This is a genomic window from Micromonospora sp. U21 (genome assembly GCF_018070045.1).
In the GTDB taxonomy this organism is placed as follows: Bacteria; Actinomycetota; Actinomycetes; order Mycobacteriales; family Micromonosporaceae; genus Micromonospora.
In genome coordinates, this window is the sequence record NZ_JAGPYK010000002.1 from 12,429 (window position 1) to 31,221 (window position 18,793).

The following is an 18,793-nucleotide window of genomic DNA, read 5'->3' on the forward strand; positions in this document are numbered from 1 at the left end:
GGTCGTCGTGTGCCCGACGTGGGGGCCAATGAGCGGGGTGATCTACGCCTGTTCCGGTGCGACCCGCGTCACGGGGTCTGGCAGCAGGTCCACCAGGGCTACGCGCACGATCCGGTGTGCCTGCCTGGCGGCGGTTACGTGGTTCATCGTGGCGCCGGTCTGACCCTGCTTGACGGGCAGGGTGCGGTGGTGCGCGAGGTGAAGGTCGGGCGGTTCGGGTGGGGTCCGCCGTCGCTCTCGGTCAGCCCTGCCGGGGACGTGGTGGCGTGGGTGCGGTGGAGAGGCGATGACAGGAGGCTGTGCGTCGAGGGCGTGGAACCGGGACGGTCGACTCAGTTCCGCACGAGCGTGTCCCGGTACGCCTGGCTCGACTCGCAGACTCTGATCTACGTCCATGGTGCCCGCCCTCGCCTGCTCGATGTCGCGTCCGGTACCACTCGCAGGTTCGGCCCCGGGTTGCGGGACCACCGACGCCCACTCCATCGCGCTGGTCGGCACCCGCATGGCCGGACTGCGCCCTGTCGTCAACGATGAGCAGCTCGCCATGCTGCGGATCCTGGTCGACCGCCGCCGTTCGCTCGGCGAGGACCACACCCGGATGGTGTCCCAGCTGCACCAATTGTTGCTGGAGCTCATTCCGGGTGGGGCAAAGAAGAGTCTGTCCGCCGCCCAGGCCAAAGCACTGCTGGCCACGGTTCGGCCCCGTGACGTGGTCGGCAAGGCCCGACGTCGGGTCGCCGCGGAGCTGATCGGTGACCTCGAACGGATCTACCGGCGTTCCAAGGAAGCCGACAAGGAACTGAAAGAACTCGTAGCTTCCACCGGGACCACGTTGATGGACCTGCACGGCATCGGACCCTCCGGCGCCGCCCGGCTGCTGGTCGAAGTCGGTGACATCACCCGGTTTCCGAACCGGGCCCACTTCGCCTCCTGGAACGGCACCGCCCCCATCGACGCGTCCTCCGGCGAGCAGGTACGACACCGCCTCTCCCGCGCCGGGAACCGGCAGATCAACCGGGTACTGCACATCATGGCCACCGTCCAGCTACGCAACCCCACCGAAGGACGCGCCTACTTCGACCGCAAGAAAGCCGACGGCAAGACATCGATGGAAGCGATGCGCGCGCTGAAACGGCGCCTGTCCGACATCGTCTACCGACAGATGGTCGACGACGCCACGACGGCCACGGTGACGGCGACGGGCCCGGGAGGACAACGGGAGACGACTACTGACTCCAGCGTGACCAGCTCACATCCCCATGCCGGCTCTTCGGAGAAGTCACTTCCCGGACCCGCCGCCACCCAGCTTAGAACCCCACTCCCGACGATGGCTTGATGGCATGAAGGAGCGGGGCCTCGCTCCTCGTGGGTCCCGGGCGGGATGCTCGGGGTGCTCACGTCTCACGACGAAGGAGGCCCCTCATGCAGGCAGAGTACGACGGCCGGCAGATCGTGGGTATCGATCTGCACCGGCGCCGTTCGGTGATCGTGCGGATGATCAAGAGCGGCGAGAAGCTCGAGACAGTGCGCATTGACAATGACCCGGTCGCGCTGGGGTTGGAGATCGCCAAGGCCGGTCCCGACCCGGAGGTGGTCCTGGAGGCCACCTATGGCTGGTACTGGGCGGTGGATGTGCTGACCGCGGCCGGTGCCCGGGTGCATTTGGCGCATCCGTTGGGGGTGAAGGGGTTTGCCTACCGGCGGGTGAAGAACGACGCCCGGGACGCCGCCGACCTGGCGGATCTGCTGCGGATGGGCAGGTTGCCGGAGGCGTATGTGGCCCCGCCGGCGGTGCGCGAGTTGCGGGAGCTGGTGCGGTATCGGGCCAAGCTGGTCGCCTGGCGCGGCGGCCTGAAGGCATCGGTGCATGCGGTGTTGGCCAAACAGGGCGTGCACATCGCTGTCTCGGATCTGTTCGGGGTTGGTGGGCGGGAACTGCTAGCCCGGGCACCGCTGGACGGCGCCTACCGCGGGCGGGTGTCCTCGCTGTGCCGGCTGATCGAGGCGGTCGATTTCGAGATCGACGCGGTCGCCGGGCCGATCCGGGCCAGGCTAGCCGGGCACCGTGGTTATACCGCGATCCAGGCCATCCCCGGTGTCGGCCCGGTGCTGGGGGCGGTGTTCGTCGCCGAGATTGGCGAGGTCGACCGGTTCCCCGGCCCGGCGCAGTTGACCTCGTGGGCCGGGCTGACCCCGCGGCACCGCGAGTCCGACCTTGTCGTGCACCGGGGACGGATCACCAAACAAGGCTCCACGCTGGTGCGGTGGGCCGCGGTCGAGGCAGCCCACAGTGTCCCGCACCGCGCCGGCTGGCTGGTCTCCCGACGGGCGGCCATCGCCGAGCGCCGTGGACGCAACATCGCCACCGTCGCGGTGGCCCGCAAGCTGCTCACCCTCGTCTACTACGGCCTGCGTGACGGGCACATCCGCGCCCTCGCACCGGCCACCAGGGCGGCGGCGTGAGCAGGTTCGGACGTGACCGGACGCGTGGTCGTTCTGTGTCTGGCCCCCGTCGGCCGACGGCGAGGCCGCCCGCTTGATTGACCCCGTCCGGTCACGGTCGCACACCACCATGCCCCCGAACCCTCGCGGGGCGAATGGATGACCGGCAGCCGAACCCCTCGGCCCGCCTTCCGACATCCGTCGGAACCTGGTGACGCGACCACCCACAACGCCTTCCGGCATCACCAGCATGGCGCGCACGGCGCCGGCGTCAAGGCCAAGCCCCTGCGGGGTGGGCCTACGGCCCAGCCGTTGACCCCGGCACCGCACACACGCCTGCCCGAAGCCCATTGCCGGAACCGGAAAAATCAACGTCAGAGGGTCAAAACCCGAGCCTTGACCGGCCCCGCTCCTTCATGGATGACACAGAGGGGAGCCACGACCGAGGATTAGACCCCACCATGCCTCGTCACGGAGCATGGCGCGCGGTCAGCGGCATGACAGTGCGTCGGTCCGCCGACGAACTGTCATAAGGGCAATACCTGCTTGGGCCGCAGCTTCGCATCAATCTCCGGACGCCGCCTCTATGCGATCGGCCTCTGCTTGGAGACCGCGCGCCACGTCGTTCCAGTCCGGACCGAATGCAATCAGGTCGGCGGCCGCCACCCGCAGCAACTCCGCATCATCCGGACGCTGAAGACAGGCCAACCGGAATGCCAGGTTCCGCGCCCATGGCGGCAGCCCCATCCAATCTTGCTGGAGCATCGTCCGCAACATATTGACGATGTCTTCGGCGGAAGAGAATGTCAGTTCCTCGACGAATTCCTGCTGGAGATTTTCCAGCAAATCGCCACGCTCTTCAGCCGTAGGAGCCGCCAGGCGTCGAGCCAGGCCGAGTAGTTCACTCATCGAAGCCCCCTTTTCCGTTGGACTGCTGAGGCAAGCCGACATCAGGCGAGTTGCTCGTCGCCTCGGATGCGGGCGTGCAGGTGCATGTCGTGCCGGCCGTCGGAGTGGACGGCGTCGCTGCGCTTGGTGCCCTCCAGGAGGAAACCGGCTTTGGCGGCGACCCGGCAGGAGGCATTGTTGCGGGTCGAGTGATCCAAATGCAGACGGTGGAAACCGGCCTCGCCCAGTGCCCAGACGCTCAAGGCCGTCAGCGCGCGGGAGGCCACACCTGCTCCACGGGCGGCCGGGAGCACCCAGTATGCGCACCCCGCGACACCGTCATCGAGGTTCATTCCGCCCATGGCGATGCGCCCCAGCACCTCACTGCCGCCGCGGGTCACCGCCCAACTCGCGCCCGTCTCCTGCGCCCAGGCCTGGCGATACTGATCGAACCACTCACGGACCTGGTCTTCAGATGCAGGTTGGCGAGTGTGCCAGTGCTGGATCTCGGGGTCCTGGTAAGCAGCGAGGAAAACTGCTGCGTCGAAAGGCTCCCAGGGTCGCAAGAGCAGGCCACCCGGGGCGGAAAACATCGGTTGCGGGCCGGCGGCGAGGGTTCCGGCGGGGATGGCAGGCGGCGTCGAAAGGGTTGCCCTCACGCCTTATCCTCTCCCGGCGGTGATGACCTGTGTCAAGTTCCCAGCCAACTGCGCATCGGCATCTCGCTGCATGGCAACCTCAACGCCATCCGTCATGATCGGTGTACTCATCTCGGCCAGATCCGCGCGTCCACGCTCAACCGAGAACGCCGCACGAGCAGTGCGCGCCGCGCGATCGCCTCCCGCAAACCGCGCCTGCTGGGCCGCCACCCCTGAGCGTCTCTTCGACCATGGCGCGGCAGCTTCGCATCGGCCTTTGTGCACATCCCCCAGTCGAACAGCTCCAGCCTGGTAGCTGTCGAAGGTGAGGTCGCCGCCGGCCGCGAGGTTGCCTTCATTCTTGTCGTTGATGATGGTTGCGTCGCCCTCGATCATCACCACTTCGAAACTCTGGCCTGGAGCGACCGGATCGATCGGGCAGATGAATGGGGAGGGGCGTTTGTCCGGATGGTTGTATCGGAATCGAGGTGTCAGCCGAGTAGGGCCGCGGTAACGTCGGCCCGGTTGAGCGCCGCCACACACCAGGCGAAGTGGCCGTCCTGGCCGGTGGGGTCATAGGCGTTGGCCGAAATCAGGGAGTACGCGGCCCGATAGACGAGCATGGTGGCATGGTCGTAGCCCATCCGCTCCTCCATCCGGTCGAGGAGTTCCTGTTCGACCTGCGGAGCCTCGTGCCCATACATGTCGAAGATCGCTGCGGCCACCGCTGCGTCGAAAGCCGGATCACCCTCGGTCGTCAGGAAGCCCCAGTCCAGCACCGCGCACGGCTCGCCCGGAGCGTCGACGAGGATGTTCGCCGGAACCAGGTCGCCGTGGATCACGGCTCGCCGGCCGCTGTCGATCTCGAGTAGACGGTCCCGAAATGCAGCTGCCTTGGCCTCGAAGCCGTCGACAGCCTGACTCAACACAGGCCGGAAACGGTCGACCTGGCGTCCCACGAGCCGCGCGAGTGCCAGCGGAAAGTCGTCCCCGGCTGCCAACAGAGGAGTGGGCTCACCGAGCACCGCCAGCTCACGGGCCGCCGGGAGCTCACCGCTGGCGGCAAGCTCGGCGACAACATCGACAACCACTCTGTACGCGTCCTCGCGCCGCACCGCGCCAGCCGCGAGGGCGTCCGACAACGTGGCGCCGGTCAACCGCCGCTCGATCGTGACCACCCGCCCCTCGACGGCTTCCACCTGCAGGATCCTTGGTACGCGGAACGCAAGCGACTTCGAGTTCAGGGCGTTGTAGAACGTCGCCATCCGGCGCGAGAACTCGACAGAACCGGAAAACCAGAGCTTCGCCACGTGGGACGCGTCGATCTCGTAGACCGCGCCCTCCATCCCCTCACCCAGCAGCTGAGGATCGGCCGTACCGATCCACCGCTTGAGTGTCCGGGCTGCCTCGATGTCCGGCGTACCGCTCACGGGATCCTCCTCCGCATGCTCTGCGTCAGCGGGGCGCGGCGATCGGCGGTGTCGACGGCCCGAAGGTGGTCAGGAACCGGTCCCGGAAGGTGTCCATCGGCCACACCGGGCCCCGCGGACCGGGCCGTAGGCCGTCCTGCCAACCCCAGTCCGCCACCCGGTCCAGCACCGCAGGGTCGTGGGCGACGATGCTGATCGGCACGTCCCGGCTGGCGCCCTCGCCGGTGACCACCGGGGAGGGCTGGTGGTCGCCGAGGAAGACCAGCACCAGGTCGTCGTCCCCGTAGGTCTGCACGTAGGAGATCAGGGTCTCCAGCGAGTACGCGATGGCCTGCCGGTACCCGCCGCGGATCTGGCCGGCGTCCCGGTCGTCGGCGTCGCCGCTGTCCTCGCCGACTGCGGAGCCGTGGTAGATCGAGCCGTCGCCCACCTCGTTCCACCCGATCATTCGGGGCACCGCCGTCCACGGTGAATGGCTCGAGATCAGCGGGATCTCCGCCATCACCGGTCGGTCGGCGCTGGCGCGCACCTGCTGCTGGAAGAACGACAACGTGTACTGGTCGGGCATCGGGGCGTAGCTGAACTTCGGTCCCCGGTAGCCGAGCGCCTCCGCGTCGTAGTAGCGGTCGTAGTCGAAGAATCCCTGCTCCGGCCACGGTTGGGTGGCCGCCGGCAGCACCCCGACGGTCTGCCAGCCGGCCCGGCGGAACGCGCCGTTGAGGGTGAGCCGGTCGCTGGCCAGCAGGCTGCGGTGCCGCTGCTCGTTGTCCGTCCACAGGCCGGACAGCAGCGTGTCGTGCGCCAACCAACTGCCGCCGCCGAAGGTGGGGGAGGTGAGGAAGCCGCTGCGAGCCTGGTACCCGGCCGCGCGCAGCCGCTCGGTGCCGGCGTCCAGCACCGCGTTGACCTGCGGCGCCAGCTCCGGGTCCTCCACCGCGTCGCGGCCGTAGCTCTCCACGAACGCGAGGATGACGTCCTTGCCCCGCAGCCCGGTCAGCAGTTGGTCGCCCGGGGTGTCGTGGAACGGGTCGGCGTTGATCTGGGCATCGAACCTCTCGCGGTCGTGCAGCCGGGCGTCCACCTGGGTGGCGTGCGCGCCGACCAGCGCGGTGGTGCCGGCGTCGGCCACCGGCACGCCCGGTACGACCCGCACGCCGACGACGGCGCAGGCCACCCACGCGACGGTCAGCGCGGCCACCGCCCGGGTCGCCACCCGTTCGTGCCGGACCAGCAGCGACGCCAGCCGGCGCAGCGCCAGCGTGAGCACCAGCAGCAGCGCGCCGACCAGCAGCAGGATGCCGACCGCCGCGCCGAACGCGCCGACCCGACCGGCCGAATCGCGGACGAAACCGAACGCGTCGTCCAGCAGCAGCCAGTCCAGCACCAGGTCGAACGGCCGGTCGAGGGCCGTCCGGAAGCCCAGGTCGGCGAGCTTCACGATGGCGAGCACGCCGAGCAGCGGCCCGACCACGGCCACCACCACCCGCCGGGGCCGCGCCGGCAGGGCCAGCAGCAGCGCGGCGACGAGCAGCCCCTCCAGCGGGATGCGCAGGAAGGCGCCCGGCGTGAGGAGGCCGAGCCGGTCCGGGCCGACCAGCACGGCGAACACCAGCAGCACGGCCAACGCGCTGCCCACCCCGCCCGCCACCCGCCGCGCCGGGCCGCGCCCGGTCGCGGCCGACACCACGGGAGTACGCGCCGACGCCTCGTCCGCAACCGCCCGGCGCGAGCCGAACCGGTTGACCAGCCGGCGTACCCGGGCGGGAAGGGTCATCACATCCTCCAGTCGGAGTGGACCGTAGAGCCCGAGCCCGCGGCCATCGCCGGCGTCGGAGCGGGCACCGGCAGCAGGGGCGGGAGCGCCACCGTCGACCGGACGACCACCGGCAGCAGGGGCGGCAGAGCCACCGGTCCGGCCACCGGGGCGGGCACCGGCGGCACGGTCCGCGCCGGCACGGCAGACGGTACCGACGCGGTCCGCGTCGGCATGACAGGCGCCGCCGGCGTTGGCGTGGCAGCCGGCACGTGGGCCGGCCGGGTCGCCGGCCGGCGTCGCCACAACCACGTCACGTCCCGGCCGAACGACTCGACCAGCAGAGCCAACGCCACCACCAGCACCAGCGTGGTCCACGGCTGGGGCAGCACCCCCGCCGCGGCCACCGCCAGCAGCACCCCCTGCGCGGCGGCCACCACCTTGCGCCAGTAGCGCGGCGGCAGCGACCCGCCCAGCCAGGGCAGCACCGCGCTCGCCGCGACGAACGCGTACCGCATCACGCCGATGGCCAGCACCCACCCGCCGGCGGCCGGCGCGACGTGCACGCTCAGTACCAGGATCAGGAACGCGTCGACCTCCATGTCGAAGCGGGCGCCCAGCGCGCTCACCGTGCCGGTACGCCGCGCCACCTGCCCGTCCACCGCGTCCAGCAGCAACGCCACCGCGCTCACGGTGACCAGCAAGCCCACCGGCGCCGGCCGGCCGAACGAGTTGGCCACCAGCGCGGTGACCGCGCCGACCAGGACGGCCCGGGCCAGCGTCACCCGGTCGGCGGGACCGAGGCGGATCGCACCGGCCTGGTGCAGGCCCCGGCTCAACGCGAGGCAGGTGACCACCGCGTAGCCGGTCCCGACCAGCCAGCCCGCGCCGCCCAGCCCCACCGTGGCGGCCAGCGCCGCCAACACGACCAGTTGCGCGCTCAGCCCGATCATCGGACCACTTCGAACCGTGGGCACCGTACCTCCGTGTTTATGATCGACGACCCCGACAGGGAACACGGAAAACGAGGCCGTTCGGTTCGGCCGGGAGCAAAGGTGAGGTGCGCGACGGTGATCCGCGAGGCGTACGCCTGCTGGGTGCGCGAGCCCGGCGCGGCGGAGATCCGGCCGGTGTCGTTGCCCGTACCGGGCCCCGACGAGGTGCTGGTCCGGGCACGCTACTCCGGGGTCAGCCGGGGTACCGAGACGCTGGTCTTCGCTGGCCGGGTGCCCGCCGACCAGCACGCCGCGATGCGCGCGCCCTTTCAGGAGGGCGACTTCCCGGGCCCGGTGAAGTACGGCTACCTCAGCGTCGGCGTCGTCGAGCAGGGCCCACCGGAGCTGCTCGGGCGCACGGTCTTCTGCCTGCACCCGCACCAGAGCGCGTACGTCGTGCCGGCCACCGCCGTGGTGCCGGTGCCGGACGACGTGCCGCCCGCCCGCGCGGTGCTCGCCGGCACGGTGGAGACCGCCGTGAACGCGCTCTGGGACGCCGCGCCGCTGGTCGGCGACCGGGTCAGCGTGGTCGGTGCGGGGATGGTGGGCTGCTGCGTCGCCGCGCTGCTCGCCCGGTTCCCCGGCGTGCAGGTCGAGCTGGTCGACACCGACGCCCGCCGGGCCGGGATCGCCGGCGCGCTCGGTGTCGGGTTCGCCCAACCGGCCGACGCGGCCGGCGACCGAGACCTGGTCGTACACGCCAGCGCCACCGCCGACGGTCTGCAACGCTCGCTGGACCTGCTCGCGCCGGAGGGCACGGTGATCGAGCTGAGCTGGTACGGCGACCGCCCGGTGCAGGTGTCGCTCGGTGGGGCGTTCCACTCCGGACGGCTGACCGTGCGCAGCAGCCAGGTCGGCATGGTGGCGCCCGCACGGCGGGGGCGGCGCAGCTACACCGACCGGCTGGCGCTCGCCCTGGACCTGCTCGACGACCCGGCCTTCGACGCGCTGATCACCGGCGCGTCCCGGTTCGCGGAGCTGCCCGACGTTCTCGCTCGACTGAGCACGGGTGACCTTGCCGCGCTCTGCCATCTCATCACCTACGACGACGGGGAGTGACCGTGTTCAGCGTGACCGTTCGGGATCACATGATGATCGCCCACAGTTTCCGGGGCGAGGTGTTCGGCCCGGCCCAGCGCCTGCACGGGGCGACCTTCGTGGTGGACGCGACGTTCCGCCGGCCGGACCTGGACGCCGACGGCATCGTGGTCGACATCGGTCTGGCCACCGAGCAGCTGCGGGCCGTGCTCGGCGAGCTGACCTACCGCAATCTCGACGACGAGGCCGCGTTCGCCGGGGTGAACACCACCACCGAGGTGCTGGCCCGTACCGTCGCCGACCGGCTGGCCGAGCGGGCGCACGCCGGTGAGCTGGGCGCCGGGGCGCGTGAACTGGCCGGCATCACCGTCACCCTGCACGAGTCGCACATCGCCTGGGCCAGCTACGAGCGGTCGCTGTGATCGGGGCGGGCCGGGCGACACCGGTCGACCGGCCCGCTTCTCCCGGCCGTGCCGTGCACGTCGTCCTGCCCGGCGACATCGACGACCCGGCCACACCCAGCGGCGGCAACTCCTACGACCGGCGGATCTGCCGGGGGCTCGGCGAGCTGGGCTGGTCGGTGCGCGAACATCCGGTGCCCGGCGCCTGGCCGTACCCCGACGCGGCCGACCGGGTGGAGCTTGCCCGGCTGCTGGCCGCCGCGCCGGACGACGCCGTGGTGCTGCTCGACGGCCTGATCGCCTCGACCGTTCCGGACCTGCTCGCCCCGCACGCCCGGAGGCTGCGCCTGGTCGTCCTGGTGCACCTGCCGCTGGACGACGAGGCCGAGGCCCACGCGCTGGCCACGGCCCGGGCCGTCGTCACCACCAGCAAGTGGACGCGCGGACGGCTGCTGGCCCGCCACCCGCTGCCGGTCGACCGGGTCCGGGCCGCGCCGCCGGGGGTGACGCCCGCCGCGCCGGTGCCCGGCTCGGTCGCCGGCGACCGGCTGCTATGCGTGGCGGCCGTCACCCGCCACAAGGGGCACGACGTGCTGGTGGACGCGCTGTCCACGCTCGCCGGGCTGCCGTGGACGCTGGTCTGCGCCGGCACGCTGGCCCGGGAGCCGGAGCTGGTGCACCGGCTCCGTGAGCGGCTCGCCGCAGCGGGCATCGCCGACCGGGTCCGGCTGGCCGGCCCGTTGACCGGCGCCGCGCTGGACGCCGCCTACGCCGCCGCCGACCTGCTGGTGCTGCCGTCGCGGGGCGAGACGTACGGGATGGTCGTCACCGAGGCGCTGGCCCGGGGTCTGCCGGTGCTGGGGACCGAGGTGGGCGGCCTGCCGGAGGCGCTCGGCCGGGCGCCCGGCGGTGAGCGGCCCGGGCTGTTGGTCCCGCCGGACGACCCGGCCGCGCTGGCCGGCGCGCTGACGCGCTGGCTGGGCGACGACGCCCTGCGTACCCGGCTGCGGCGTGCCGCCCTGGCCCGGCGGGACACCCTGACCGACTGGCCGGTGACGACCGCGCTGCTGGCCGCCGTGCTTGAGGAGGTGGCATGACCGTCGAGGAGACCCTGCCGTTCGCCGACTGGCTGCGGCTGCGCGAGCCCGCCGACGCGGCGGCCCGCGCCGCGGACCTGGTGGACGTGGTCCGCCCCCGGCTGGCCGGCGAGGCGCCGATCCTGATCCACGACCTGGGCAGCGGCACCGGCTCGATGAGCCGTTGGCTGGCGGCCCGGCTGCCCGGCCCGCAGCACTGGGTGCTGCACGACCGGGACGCCGACCTGTTGACCCGGGCTGCCGAGGGCATGGCCGGTGTCACCGCCGCCGACGGCGCAGCGGTCACGGTCAGCACCCGGTGTGGCGACCTCACCCGGCTCACCGCCGCCGACCTGGCCGACGGTGCCCTGGTCACCGCGTCCGCGTTGCTGGACATGCTGACCGCCGAGGAGGTCGAGCGGGTGGTCGCCGCCTGCGCCGACGCCGGCCGGCCCACGCTCTTCGCGATCTCGGTCACCGGGCGGGTCCGGCTCACCCCGGCCGACCCGCTGGACCCGACGGTCGAGGCCGCGTTCAACGACCACCAGCGGCGCACCGTCGACGGCCGGCGGATGCTCGGCCCGGACGCCGTCGCCGCGACCGTCGCCGCGTTCGCCCGCCGGGGCGTCCCGGTCCGGGAGCGGCCCAGCCCGTGGCGACTCGGCCCGGACCAGGCCGACCTGACCGCCGAGTGGTTCCGGGGCTGGCTGGGCGCGGCGTGTGAGGAGCGCCCGGACCTGGCCGGCCCGGCCCAGGCGTACGCCCAGCGCCGGCTGGTCGACGCCGCCGCCGGCCGGCTCACCGTGCATGTCGAGCACCGGGACCTCCTGGCCGGCGAATGAACCGCTCGCGCCCTGGATACGTGCACTAGGTCAAGTGGACGATCTTCAGGGAGGACCGGTGCCGATGTTCTGGGCCTGGGCACGAGTGGCCGGCGGGGTGGGCCTGCTCGCCGTCCTCCTGTGGCAGGTGGGCGGCGGCCCGTTCCTCGCCGGGGTGCGGCTGATCGACGCGCCGGCGTTGGCCGCTGCGCTGCTCATCGGTGTGCTCACGACGGTCTGCGCGGCCTGGCGGTGGAGCCTGGTCGCCGGCGGCCTGGGCGTGCGGCTGCCCCTGGCGACCGCGGTGGCGCACTGCTACCGGGCGGTGTTCCTCAACGCCACCCTGCCCGGCGGGGTGCTCGGCGACGTGCACCGGGCGGTACGCCACGGCCGGGACGCCGGAGACGTCAGCCGGGGGATCCGCGCGGTGGTCTGGGAGCGTACCGCCGGCCAGGTGGTCCTGGTGGGCGTCGCGCTGGTGGTGCTCGCCGCGTTCCCGTCCCCGGTGCGGCCGTACCTGCCGGCCGCCGCGGGGTTGCTGGTCGCGGGTGGGCTGGCCGCCGTGCTGCTGGCGCGGGTCCTGCCGCAGACCGGCCGGTCGCGCTGGGCGCGGGCCCTGCGCACCGCCGTGGCGGACGTCCGGGCCGGGTTGCTGGCCCGGCGGACCTGGTTCGGCGTGCTGGTCGCCTCCGCCGTGATGGTCGCCGGTCACCTGACCACCTTCCTGGTGGCGGCGCGTACTGCCGGCTCAGATGCCCCGCTGTCCCGGCTGCTGCCGCTCACCCTGCTCGCCCTGCTAGCCATGGGCCTGCCGTTGAACATCGCCGGCTTCGGCCCGCGCGAGGGCGTGGCCGCGTGGGCGTTCGGCGCGGCCGGGCTCAGCGCCGCCGAGGGCGTCGCCACCGCTACCGTCTACGGTGCACTGGTGCTGGTTGCCAGTCTGCCCGGCGCCGCCGTGCTGCTCGCCCGGCGGGCCCGGATTCCCGCCGTCGCCCGGGAAGCCGCCTCCGGCGGCGGCTGTTGAGCCGGTTGTGAGACGGTACGCGTCGCCGGACGGCGGTGGCGCCGGACAAAGGAGTCCCATGCCCGAAGCATTGCCGGTCGCCACGGTCCGTACGCAGGTCACGGTGCCGCTGACGTTTCCCGACGGCTACGCCACGAGCACCCGGGTGTTCACGTTCAAGGGCCTGGTGGACGGCCGGGAACATCTCGCCCTCGGCCTCGGCGACTGGGCCGGCGCGCTGGACCGGCTCGCCGCCGGCGGTGAGCCGCCACTGGTCCGCCCGCACAGCGAGTGCCTGACCGGCGACGTGTTCGGCAGCCAGCGCTGCGACTGCGGGCCGCAGTTGCGCGAGGCCGTGCAGCGGATCGCCGAGACCGGCGGCTTCCTGCTCTACCTGCGCCAGGAGGGCCGGGGCATCGGCCTGTACGCCAAGCTCGACGCGTACGCCCTCCAGGACGCCGGGCTGGACACGTACCAGGCCAACGTCGCGCTCGGCCGGGGCGAGGACGAGCGGGACTACACCGCCGCCGCGCAGATGCTGACCACCCTGGGCGTGCCCCGGATCCGGCTGCTCAGCAACAATCCGGACAAGGCCGAGCAGCTGACCCGCCTGGGTGTGGCGGTCGTCGAGCGGGTGCCCACGGGCATCTACCTGTCCCCGGCCAACGCCGACTACCTCGCGGCGAAGGCGGCCAAGGCTGCGGAGACCGAGGCAGCGGAGGCGGTGCCGTCGCCGCCCGTGCCGGCTCGCCGTACCCCCGATCGGCCCGTCTCCCGGTGAGCCGCCGGCCGGCGCTGGCGCGGCCGTACGTGCTGCTGAGCTGCGCCACCTCGATCGACGGGTACATCGACGACGCCTCCGACCAGCGGCTGCTGCTGTCCAACGCGGACGATCTGGACCGGGTCGACGCGGTCCGGGCCAGCTGCGACGCGATCCTGGTCGGCGCCGGCACCGTCCGCCGCGATGATCCCCGGCTGCTGGTGCGTTCGGCCCGACGACGGGCCGAACGGGTGGCGCGCGGGCGTCCCGCCTCGCCCATCAAGGTCACCCTGACCGCCCGGGGTGACCTCGACCCGACGGCCCGGTTCTTCACCGCCGGCGACGCGGCCCGGCTCGTCTACTGCGCCACGGACGTGCTGGAGAAGACCGAGGAACGGCTCGGCCGGCTGGCCACCGTGGTGGACGCGGGTGAGCCGGTCGACCCGGGCTGGCTGCTGGCCGACCTGGCTGCCCGCGACGTGCGGCGGTTGATGGTGGAGGGTGGTGGGACGGTGCACGCCCAGTTCCTCAGCGCCGGCCTCGCCGACGAACTGCACCTGGTGGTCGCACCGTTCTTCGTCGGCGACGGCCGGGCGCCCCGGTTCGTCGGCGAGGGTCACTTCCCCTGGCACCCCGGCCGCCGGGCCCGACTGGCCGAGACCCGCCAGATCGGCGACGTGGTCCTGCTCCGCTACGCCCTCTCCGACCGCTTCCCGGACGACTGACGCCCGCGCGGGAGGGCGCGCAGGGCGTAGGTGAGGGCGCTGAGGAGGAACAGGGCCGCGCTGAGCAGGAGCCACCGCACCAGGTACGGCCGCTGGTCCTGGCCGGTGGCGGCGAGGTGGGTGGTTTCGCCCAGACGCAGGATGCCGGGGGAGTAGACGACGAACAGCAGTGCCGCGCCGAGCGTCGGCACCCGCAGGTGGTTGAGCAGGGCGACCCGGTTGCCCGCCCGGGGCCGCACCAGCGCGCGCAGCACGCGGTCGGCGGTCGCGTACGCCGGGAAGAGCACCAGGTCGTGGGCGATGACCGCGCCGAGGAACCAGAGCAGCATCCGGCCGGCGGTCGCCTCCCCGGCCACCCGCAGCGCCACCCAGCCGGCGAGCACGATGGCGGCCGTCACCACGATCAGGTGCCGAGGTCCGGCGCCATAGCCGGCGCGTAGCCGGGCCATCAGGTCAGTCATCGGCGCGGCCCTGGAAGGCGATCTCGGCGACCCATTTCGTGCAGTGCACCCCGGGCAGGGCCGGCACGATGACCCGTGCCGGATAGCCGTGGTCGGGGGAGAGGTCGACGCCGTTGACCCGCAGCGCGAGCAGCGAGTCCGGGTCGAGGACCTGGTTGGGCGCGAGCACCGCCGTCCGGAACAGCCCCGCCTGCTCCAACGACGACACCCGTGCGGCGGCCGGGTCGGCGACCCCGGCCAGGGCGGCGAGGTCACGCAGCCGTACGCCGGTCCAGGTCTGCCGGGTCGACCAGCCCTCCACACAGGAGATGGGCAGCGCGGCGGTGTGCTGCGCCATGGCCAGCAGCCCGGGCCGGTCCAGGGTCACCGTCCGGCCGCCGCCGCGCAGCATCAGTCGCCAGCCGGGGCCGGTCTGCTCGGGGCGTACGCCAGCGGCGGCGATCGTGCGGTTGACCGGGAATCCGTTCGGCCCGGGACCGGGCTGGCGGCCCCGGGGCAGCAGCAGCGCGGTGCGGCGCAGCGGGCCGTCCAGGCTCTGCCCGACGGTCAGCGCGGCCAGTAGCAGCGCGCCACCGCCGACCAGCCCGACCGCGCCGCGCCGGCTGACCGTCGCCGGCCCGGGCCGCGCGGCGACCAGGTCGTCCGGGTCGGGCGGTTCCGGCCGGGTCTCGGCGCGCGGGGTACGCAGCTCGGCGCCGAGCGGGCGGGACCGCAGCGCGCTGATCAGCCGGGGCAGCTTGAGCACGACGTGCGCCACGAACGCGCCGGTGAAGATCCAGGCGCCGAAGTAGTGGGCGGTGTAGAAGTCGAAGCCGAAAAGGTAGGAGTACTGGATGTTCAGCAGGCCGGTGGCGATCTGAAACAGGATCCCGCCGACCAGCAGCAGCAGGGTGACCCGTTCCAGCACCTGGGCCAACGAGCGGGCGGGCGGCCAGTTGAACAGCTTCGGGATCACCGACCAGAGCTTGCCCAGCACCACCGGGATGAGCACGATCCCGAGCGTCACGTGCAGGCCCTGGGTGACCCGGAACAGCCAGGAGGGCCGGGTCGGCCAGTCGAAGGTGGGCAGCCGCAACCAGCCCACGTCGCTCGGGAACGCCTGGTCGAACCGGGGGCCGTAGGCGGCGTAGTCGAGCAGCCCGGTGACGATCACCAGGGGGAGCGCGACCAGCAGCACCGACCCGTACACGGCGGTGAGCCAGGGGCCGCGCAGCGGGCTGCGCCAGCTCCGGTCGGCCGCGTCCACACCGGGTGGCCGGTGCCGGTCCAGGGCCCGCCAGAACCGGCGGGGCGCGCCGTAGCCCTCCGCGTCCGGCGCGGGCGCATCGGTCCCACCGGTGCTCGGACCGGGCCTGTTGGTCGACACCGCCGCTCCTCCTCGCCGTCGTGCGCCGCCCGCGCCACCGACCGGCGGGCGCCGGGCCGCCGCGGGTCGGCAGCGGGTGCACTGCGGGCAGGCTAGACCGCGCGGGTACGCCCCGGCCGGGTTTGCCGCATTACCGAACGCTTACCGGGGCGTCCGCGCCCGCCGAGCTGTTGCGAACTCCTTACGGGTCGCCCGAACCGACCCGCCCGGCACCGGTCCGCCCTAGCGTGACCGGGTATGCGGGTACTGGTCACCGGCGCGGCCGGGTTCATCGGGTCGCAGGTCGTCGACCTGCTCATCGAGCAGGGGCACGAGGTGGTGGCGCTGGACGCGCTGCTGCCGCAGGCGCACGGCGGAGAGTTGCCCGCCTGGTCGCGTCGGCACGACGTGGTGCGCGGCGACGTCCGCGACGGCCCGCTGCTGGACCGGCTGCTGGTCGGGGTGGACGCGGTCTGCCACCAGGCGGCGATGGTCGGGCACGGCCTGGACCCGTCCGATGCCCCCGACTACGTCACGCACAACGACTACGGCACGGCGGTGCTGCTGGCGGCGCTGCACCGGGCCGGGATCGGCCGGCTGGTGCTGGCCAGTTCGATGGTGGTCTACGGAGAGGGGCGCTACACCTGCCCCGGCCACGGCACGGTGCGTCCGGCGCCCCGGCGGGCCGAGGACGTCGCGGCGGGCCGGTACGACCCGACCTGCCCGCACTGCGTCCTCGGGCTCGACCCGGTGCTGGTGCCCGAGGACGCTCCGCTGGAGCCGCGCAGCACGTACGCGGCGAGCAAGCTCGCCCAGGAGCACCTGGCCGCGGCGTGGGCCCGGCAGACCGACGGCACGGTCTGGGCGCTGCGCTACCACAACGTCTACGGTCCCCGGATGCCCCGCGACACCCCGTACGCCGGGGTGGCGTCGATCTTCCGGTCCGCACTGGCCGCCGGCGAGGCCCCCCGCGTCCTGGAGGATGGCCGGCAGCGGCGCGACTTCGTGCACGTGACCGACATGGCACGGGCCAACCTGCTGGCCCTGACCAGCACCGTGCCGCCGGCCACGCTGGTTCCGGTGAACGTCTGCTCGGGCGAGCCGCACACCGTCGGAGAGTTGGCGGCCACCCTGGCCGAGGCGATGGGCGGACCGGCCCCGCAGGTGGTCGGGGGCGCCCGCGTGGCCGACGTGCGACACGTGGTGGCCGATCCGCGCCGGGCCGCCGAACTGCTCGGCTACACCGCCCGGGTCGGCTTCGCCGAGGGGGTCGCCGGCTTCGCCACGGACCCGCTGCGCGAACCTGCCGCGCTGGTGGGCTGACCGGCCGTCGCCGACGCCGCCCGCTCTGACCGGCCCGGGCGGCGGTATCGGCAGTGAGCGTTATGACTCTGAGGTATATGTATGACTGAGAGTCATAACGCTCAACCGAGACAGGTCGTCGGCGGCCGTGCGCAGCACCACCCGCTGACGGCGGCCGGGCCGCGCCGCTTGGGGCTAGGAAACCGTCCAGACCAGGTGGTTCACCGCCAGCGCGGTGACCGCCTGCCCGGCCAGCCACCAGCGCCGTGAGCCGGCCGGCAGTCGGGCGGTGGCGACCAGCAGCCAGACGATGAACGGCAGCCAGATCCGCTCCACCTCGGCCTTGCTCAGCCCGGACAGGTCCGCGCCGACCACCGCCGCCACGGCGGCCAGCGGCAGCACCACGGTCGGCCCGGCCGCACGTACCGCCGCTGCCGCCGGCGTGGCCAGCCGGCCGGCGGCCCGCCAGCAGTTCGCCGCCGCGCCCGGACCGAAGCGCGGGCCACCCGGCGCCGGCCCGGCCAGCGGCGCGGGCGCACGAGCCGGCAGTACCCCGCGCAGCACCGGCCACTGCGACCGGGCGGCCAGCAGCACCCGGTGCAGCGCCGGCCCGAGCGCCGGCCCGGCGCTGAGCAGCAGGGCGGCCAGGTTGGCCCACACCCAGTAGCCGTACGGGCGGTCGGCGGCCCAGCCCTGGTAGTACCGCTCGACCACCAGCCGATACCCCTCCCACCACTCGAAACCCGCCGCCACGAAGATCGCCGTCACGGCTGTCACCCCGGCGCAGGCGGCGAGCAGCGCTCCCCAACGGTGGGTGCGGCGCAGTGCCAGCACGGCCAGTGCGAGCACCCCGACCAGCAGGAACCCGTACGACAGGTGCAGCGCGAAGCCGAGCAGCGCGCCGCCGGCCGCGGCCGTGGCCCGGCCGCGGACCGCCAGCAGGGCCAGGCCGGCCGCCACCACGGCGGCGAAGATGCCGTCGGCGGAGGCGCCCACCCAGACCGCTCCCGGCAGCAGCACCAGGAACGGGATCACCGCGCGGGCCGCGTCGGCGGCGCCCAGCGCCCGCAGGGTCACCGGCACCGACACCGCCACCGTGGCCCCGACCAGCACGCAGGCCAGCGCGGCGGCGGTGCCGCCACCCAGGCCGACCCGGTCCAGCAAGACGAAGATCAGCAGTGCGCCGGGGGGATGCCCGGCGGTGTGGGTGGACCAGGAGTCCGGCTGGAAGTCCAGGATCCGGCCGGTGAACCCGGCCAGCATCGCCGGGATGTCGGTGACTCGCGGGACCTCGTGCAGGTACTCCGCCTGCGGGGTGAGTCGCCGGGTCAGCCCCGCCGACCAGCCGTCCACCAGGGCCAACGACAGCGTCCACGCGACCGCCGCCAGCCACGCGGAGACCAGCAGGACGGACCACCGCGCGGTGCGGGCCCATCGCGTCCCCCAGCCCACCACCGCGACCGCGACCAGCAGCGCGGCCGGGCTGCCCCAGCCGAGGTGCGGCCGCCAGGTCGCGTAGAGCGGGGCGGCGTCGGCGTGCAGGCCGGCGCCGCGCGCGTTGAGCAGCGCTCCCACCACCACCGCCACGGCGAGCAGCGCCAACTCCACACCCAGCACCAGCGCGTCCGCCCGACAGCGGCGGGTCGGGGTCCGGCCGGGGGTGGCGGCGGGAGCGGTGGTCGAGGTCATGACCACCGGACGGTACGGCGACAGTC

Annotated in this window: 19 protein-coding genes; 10 read left to right on the plus strand and 9 right to left on the minus strand. The window is 73.2% G+C overall.

All coding sequences use genetic code 11. The features are described from left to right. Positions 1–394: 394 nt before the first annotated feature. A complete protein-coding gene (locus KBX63_RS02770; RefSeq protein WP_210907691.1) occupies positions 395–1,336 on the plus strand; it encodes a transposase in 942 nt (313 codons plus the stop codon). 86 nt (positions 1,337–1,422) lie between these two features. Continuing rightward, complete coding sequence (locus KBX63_RS02775) at positions 1,423–2,463, plus strand: IS110 family transposase (protein WP_210907693.1); 1,041 nt, start codon at positions 1,423–1,425, stop codon at positions 2,461–2,463. A gap of 543 nt (positions 2,464–3,006) precedes the next feature. On the opposite strand, the gene KBX63_RS02780 is transcribed toward KBX63_RS02775, so the two are convergent. The 6 genes from KBX63_RS02780 to KBX63_RS02805 form a co-directional block, all read right to left on the minus strand. Then, complete coding sequence (locus KBX63_RS02780; RefSeq protein ID WP_210907695.1) at positions 3,007–3,351, minus strand: hypothetical protein; 345 nt, start codon at positions 3,349–3,351, stop codon at positions 3,007–3,009. 41 nt (positions 3,352–3,392) lie between these two features. Next, a complete protein-coding gene (locus KBX63_RS02785; RefSeq protein ID WP_210907697.1) occupies positions 3,393–3,989 on the minus strand; it encodes a GNAT family N-acetyltransferase in 597 nt (198 codons plus the stop codon). A gap of 3 nt (positions 3,990–3,992) precedes the next feature. After that, positions 3,993–4,370 carry a hypothetical protein gene (locus KBX63_RS02790; RefSeq protein WP_210907698.1) on the minus strand — a complete coding sequence of 126 codons (378 nt, stop codon included), beginning with the start codon at positions 4,368–4,370 and terminating at the stop codon, positions 3,993–3,995. Positions 4,371–4,459: 89 nt separating this feature from the next. Beyond that, positions 4,460–5,398, minus strand: a complete 939-nt coding sequence (locus KBX63_RS02795) for a phosphotransferase family protein (protein WP_210907700.1) — start codon at positions 5,396–5,398, stop codon at positions 4,460–4,462. 25 nt (positions 5,399–5,423) lie between these two features. Then, a complete protein-coding gene (locus KBX63_RS02800) occupies positions 5,424–7,172 on the minus strand; it encodes a sulfatase-like hydrolase/transferase (protein WP_210907702.1) in 1,749 nt (582 codons plus the stop codon). Then, positions 7,172–8,104: a CDP-alcohol phosphatidyltransferase family protein gene (locus KBX63_RS02805; protein ID WP_210907704.1), complete on the minus strand. Its 933-nt coding sequence runs from the start codon at positions 8,102–8,104 to the stop codon at positions 7,172–7,174. Before KBX63_RS02805 ends, KBX63_RS02800 begins: the two co-directional genes overlap by 1 nt. 117 nt (positions 8,105–8,221) lie before the next feature. Between KBX63_RS02805 and KBX63_RS02810 the strand changes: the two genes are divergently transcribed. The 7 genes from KBX63_RS02810 (at position 8,222) to KBX63_RS02840 (ending at position 13,970) form a co-directional block, all read left to right on the plus strand. Beyond that, positions 8,222–9,205, plus strand: a complete 984-nt coding sequence (locus tag KBX63_RS02810; RefSeq protein ID WP_210907706.1) for a zinc-binding alcohol dehydrogenase — start codon at positions 8,222–8,224, stop codon at positions 9,203–9,205. Positions 9,206–9,207: 2 nt separating this feature from the next. Then, positions 9,208–9,606: a 6-carboxytetrahydropterin synthase gene (locus KBX63_RS02815; RefSeq protein ID WP_210907708.1), complete on the plus strand. Its 399-nt coding sequence runs from the start codon at positions 9,208–9,210 to the stop codon at positions 9,604–9,606. After that, a complete protein-coding gene (locus KBX63_RS02820; RefSeq protein WP_307871613.1) occupies positions 9,606–10,682 on the plus strand; it encodes a glycosyltransferase family 4 protein in 1,077 nt (358 codons plus the stop codon). Before KBX63_RS02815 ends, KBX63_RS02820 begins: the two co-directional genes overlap by 1 nt. Continuing rightward, positions 10,679–11,503, plus strand: a complete 825-nt coding sequence (locus KBX63_RS02825) for a class I SAM-dependent methyltransferase (protein ID WP_210907710.1) — start codon at positions 10,679–10,681, stop codon at positions 11,501–11,503. The genes KBX63_RS02820 and KBX63_RS02825 overlap by 4 nt, the downstream gene beginning before the upstream one ends. 64 nt (positions 11,504–11,567) lie before the next feature. Further along, positions 11,568–12,506, plus strand: coding sequence for a lysylphosphatidylglycerol synthase transmembrane domain-containing protein (locus KBX63_RS02830; protein WP_210908513.1), 939 nt, complete (start codon positions 11,568–11,570; stop codon positions 12,504–12,506). A 58-nt stretch (positions 12,507–12,564) separates the two neighbouring features. Continuing rightward, positions 12,565–13,266, plus strand: coding sequence for a GTP cyclohydrolase II (gene ribA, locus KBX63_RS02835; RefSeq protein WP_210907718.1), 702 nt, complete (start codon positions 12,565–12,567; stop codon positions 13,264–13,266). Continuing rightward, complete coding sequence (locus tag KBX63_RS02840; protein WP_210907719.1) at positions 13,263–13,970, plus strand: dihydrofolate reductase family protein; 708 nt, start codon at positions 13,263–13,265, stop codon at positions 13,968–13,970. The genes ribA and KBX63_RS02840 overlap by 4 nt, the downstream gene beginning before the upstream one ends. Here KBX63_RS02840 and KBX63_RS02845 read toward each other — a convergent pair. Both KBX63_RS02845 and KBX63_RS02850 read right to left on the minus strand, forming a co-directional pair. Continuing rightward, positions 13,937–14,431: a hypothetical protein gene (locus KBX63_RS02845; protein ID WP_210907721.1), complete on the minus strand. Its 495-nt coding sequence runs from the start codon at positions 14,429–14,431 to the stop codon at positions 13,937–13,939. The two genes, KBX63_RS02840 and KBX63_RS02845, sit on opposite strands and share 34 nt — an antisense overlap. Next, positions 14,424–15,797 carry a molybdopterin-dependent oxidoreductase gene (locus KBX63_RS02850; RefSeq protein ID WP_210907723.1) on the minus strand — a complete coding sequence of 458 codons (1,374 nt, stop codon included), beginning with the start codon at positions 15,795–15,797 and terminating at the stop codon, positions 14,424–14,426. Before KBX63_RS02850 ends, KBX63_RS02845 begins: the two co-directional genes overlap by 8 nt. 237 nt (positions 15,798–16,034) lie before the next feature. Here KBX63_RS02850 and KBX63_RS02855 point away from each other — a divergent pair, with 237 nt between their 5' ends. Continuing rightward, entirely contained in the window at positions 16,035–17,099 is a 1,065-nt protein-coding gene (locus KBX63_RS02855; protein ID WP_210907725.1) for an NAD-dependent epimerase/dehydratase family protein, read from the plus strand. A gap of 174 nt (positions 17,100–17,273) precedes the next feature. Here the strand turns inward: KBX63_RS02855 and KBX63_RS02860 are convergent, their stop codons facing one another. Beyond that, positions 17,274–18,767 (minus strand): hypothetical protein, encoded by a 1,494-nt coding sequence (locus KBX63_RS02860; RefSeq protein WP_210907727.1) that lies wholly within the window; start codon positions 18,765–18,767, stop codon positions 17,274–17,276. Between the last annotated feature and the right edge of the window lie 26 nt (positions 18,768–18,793).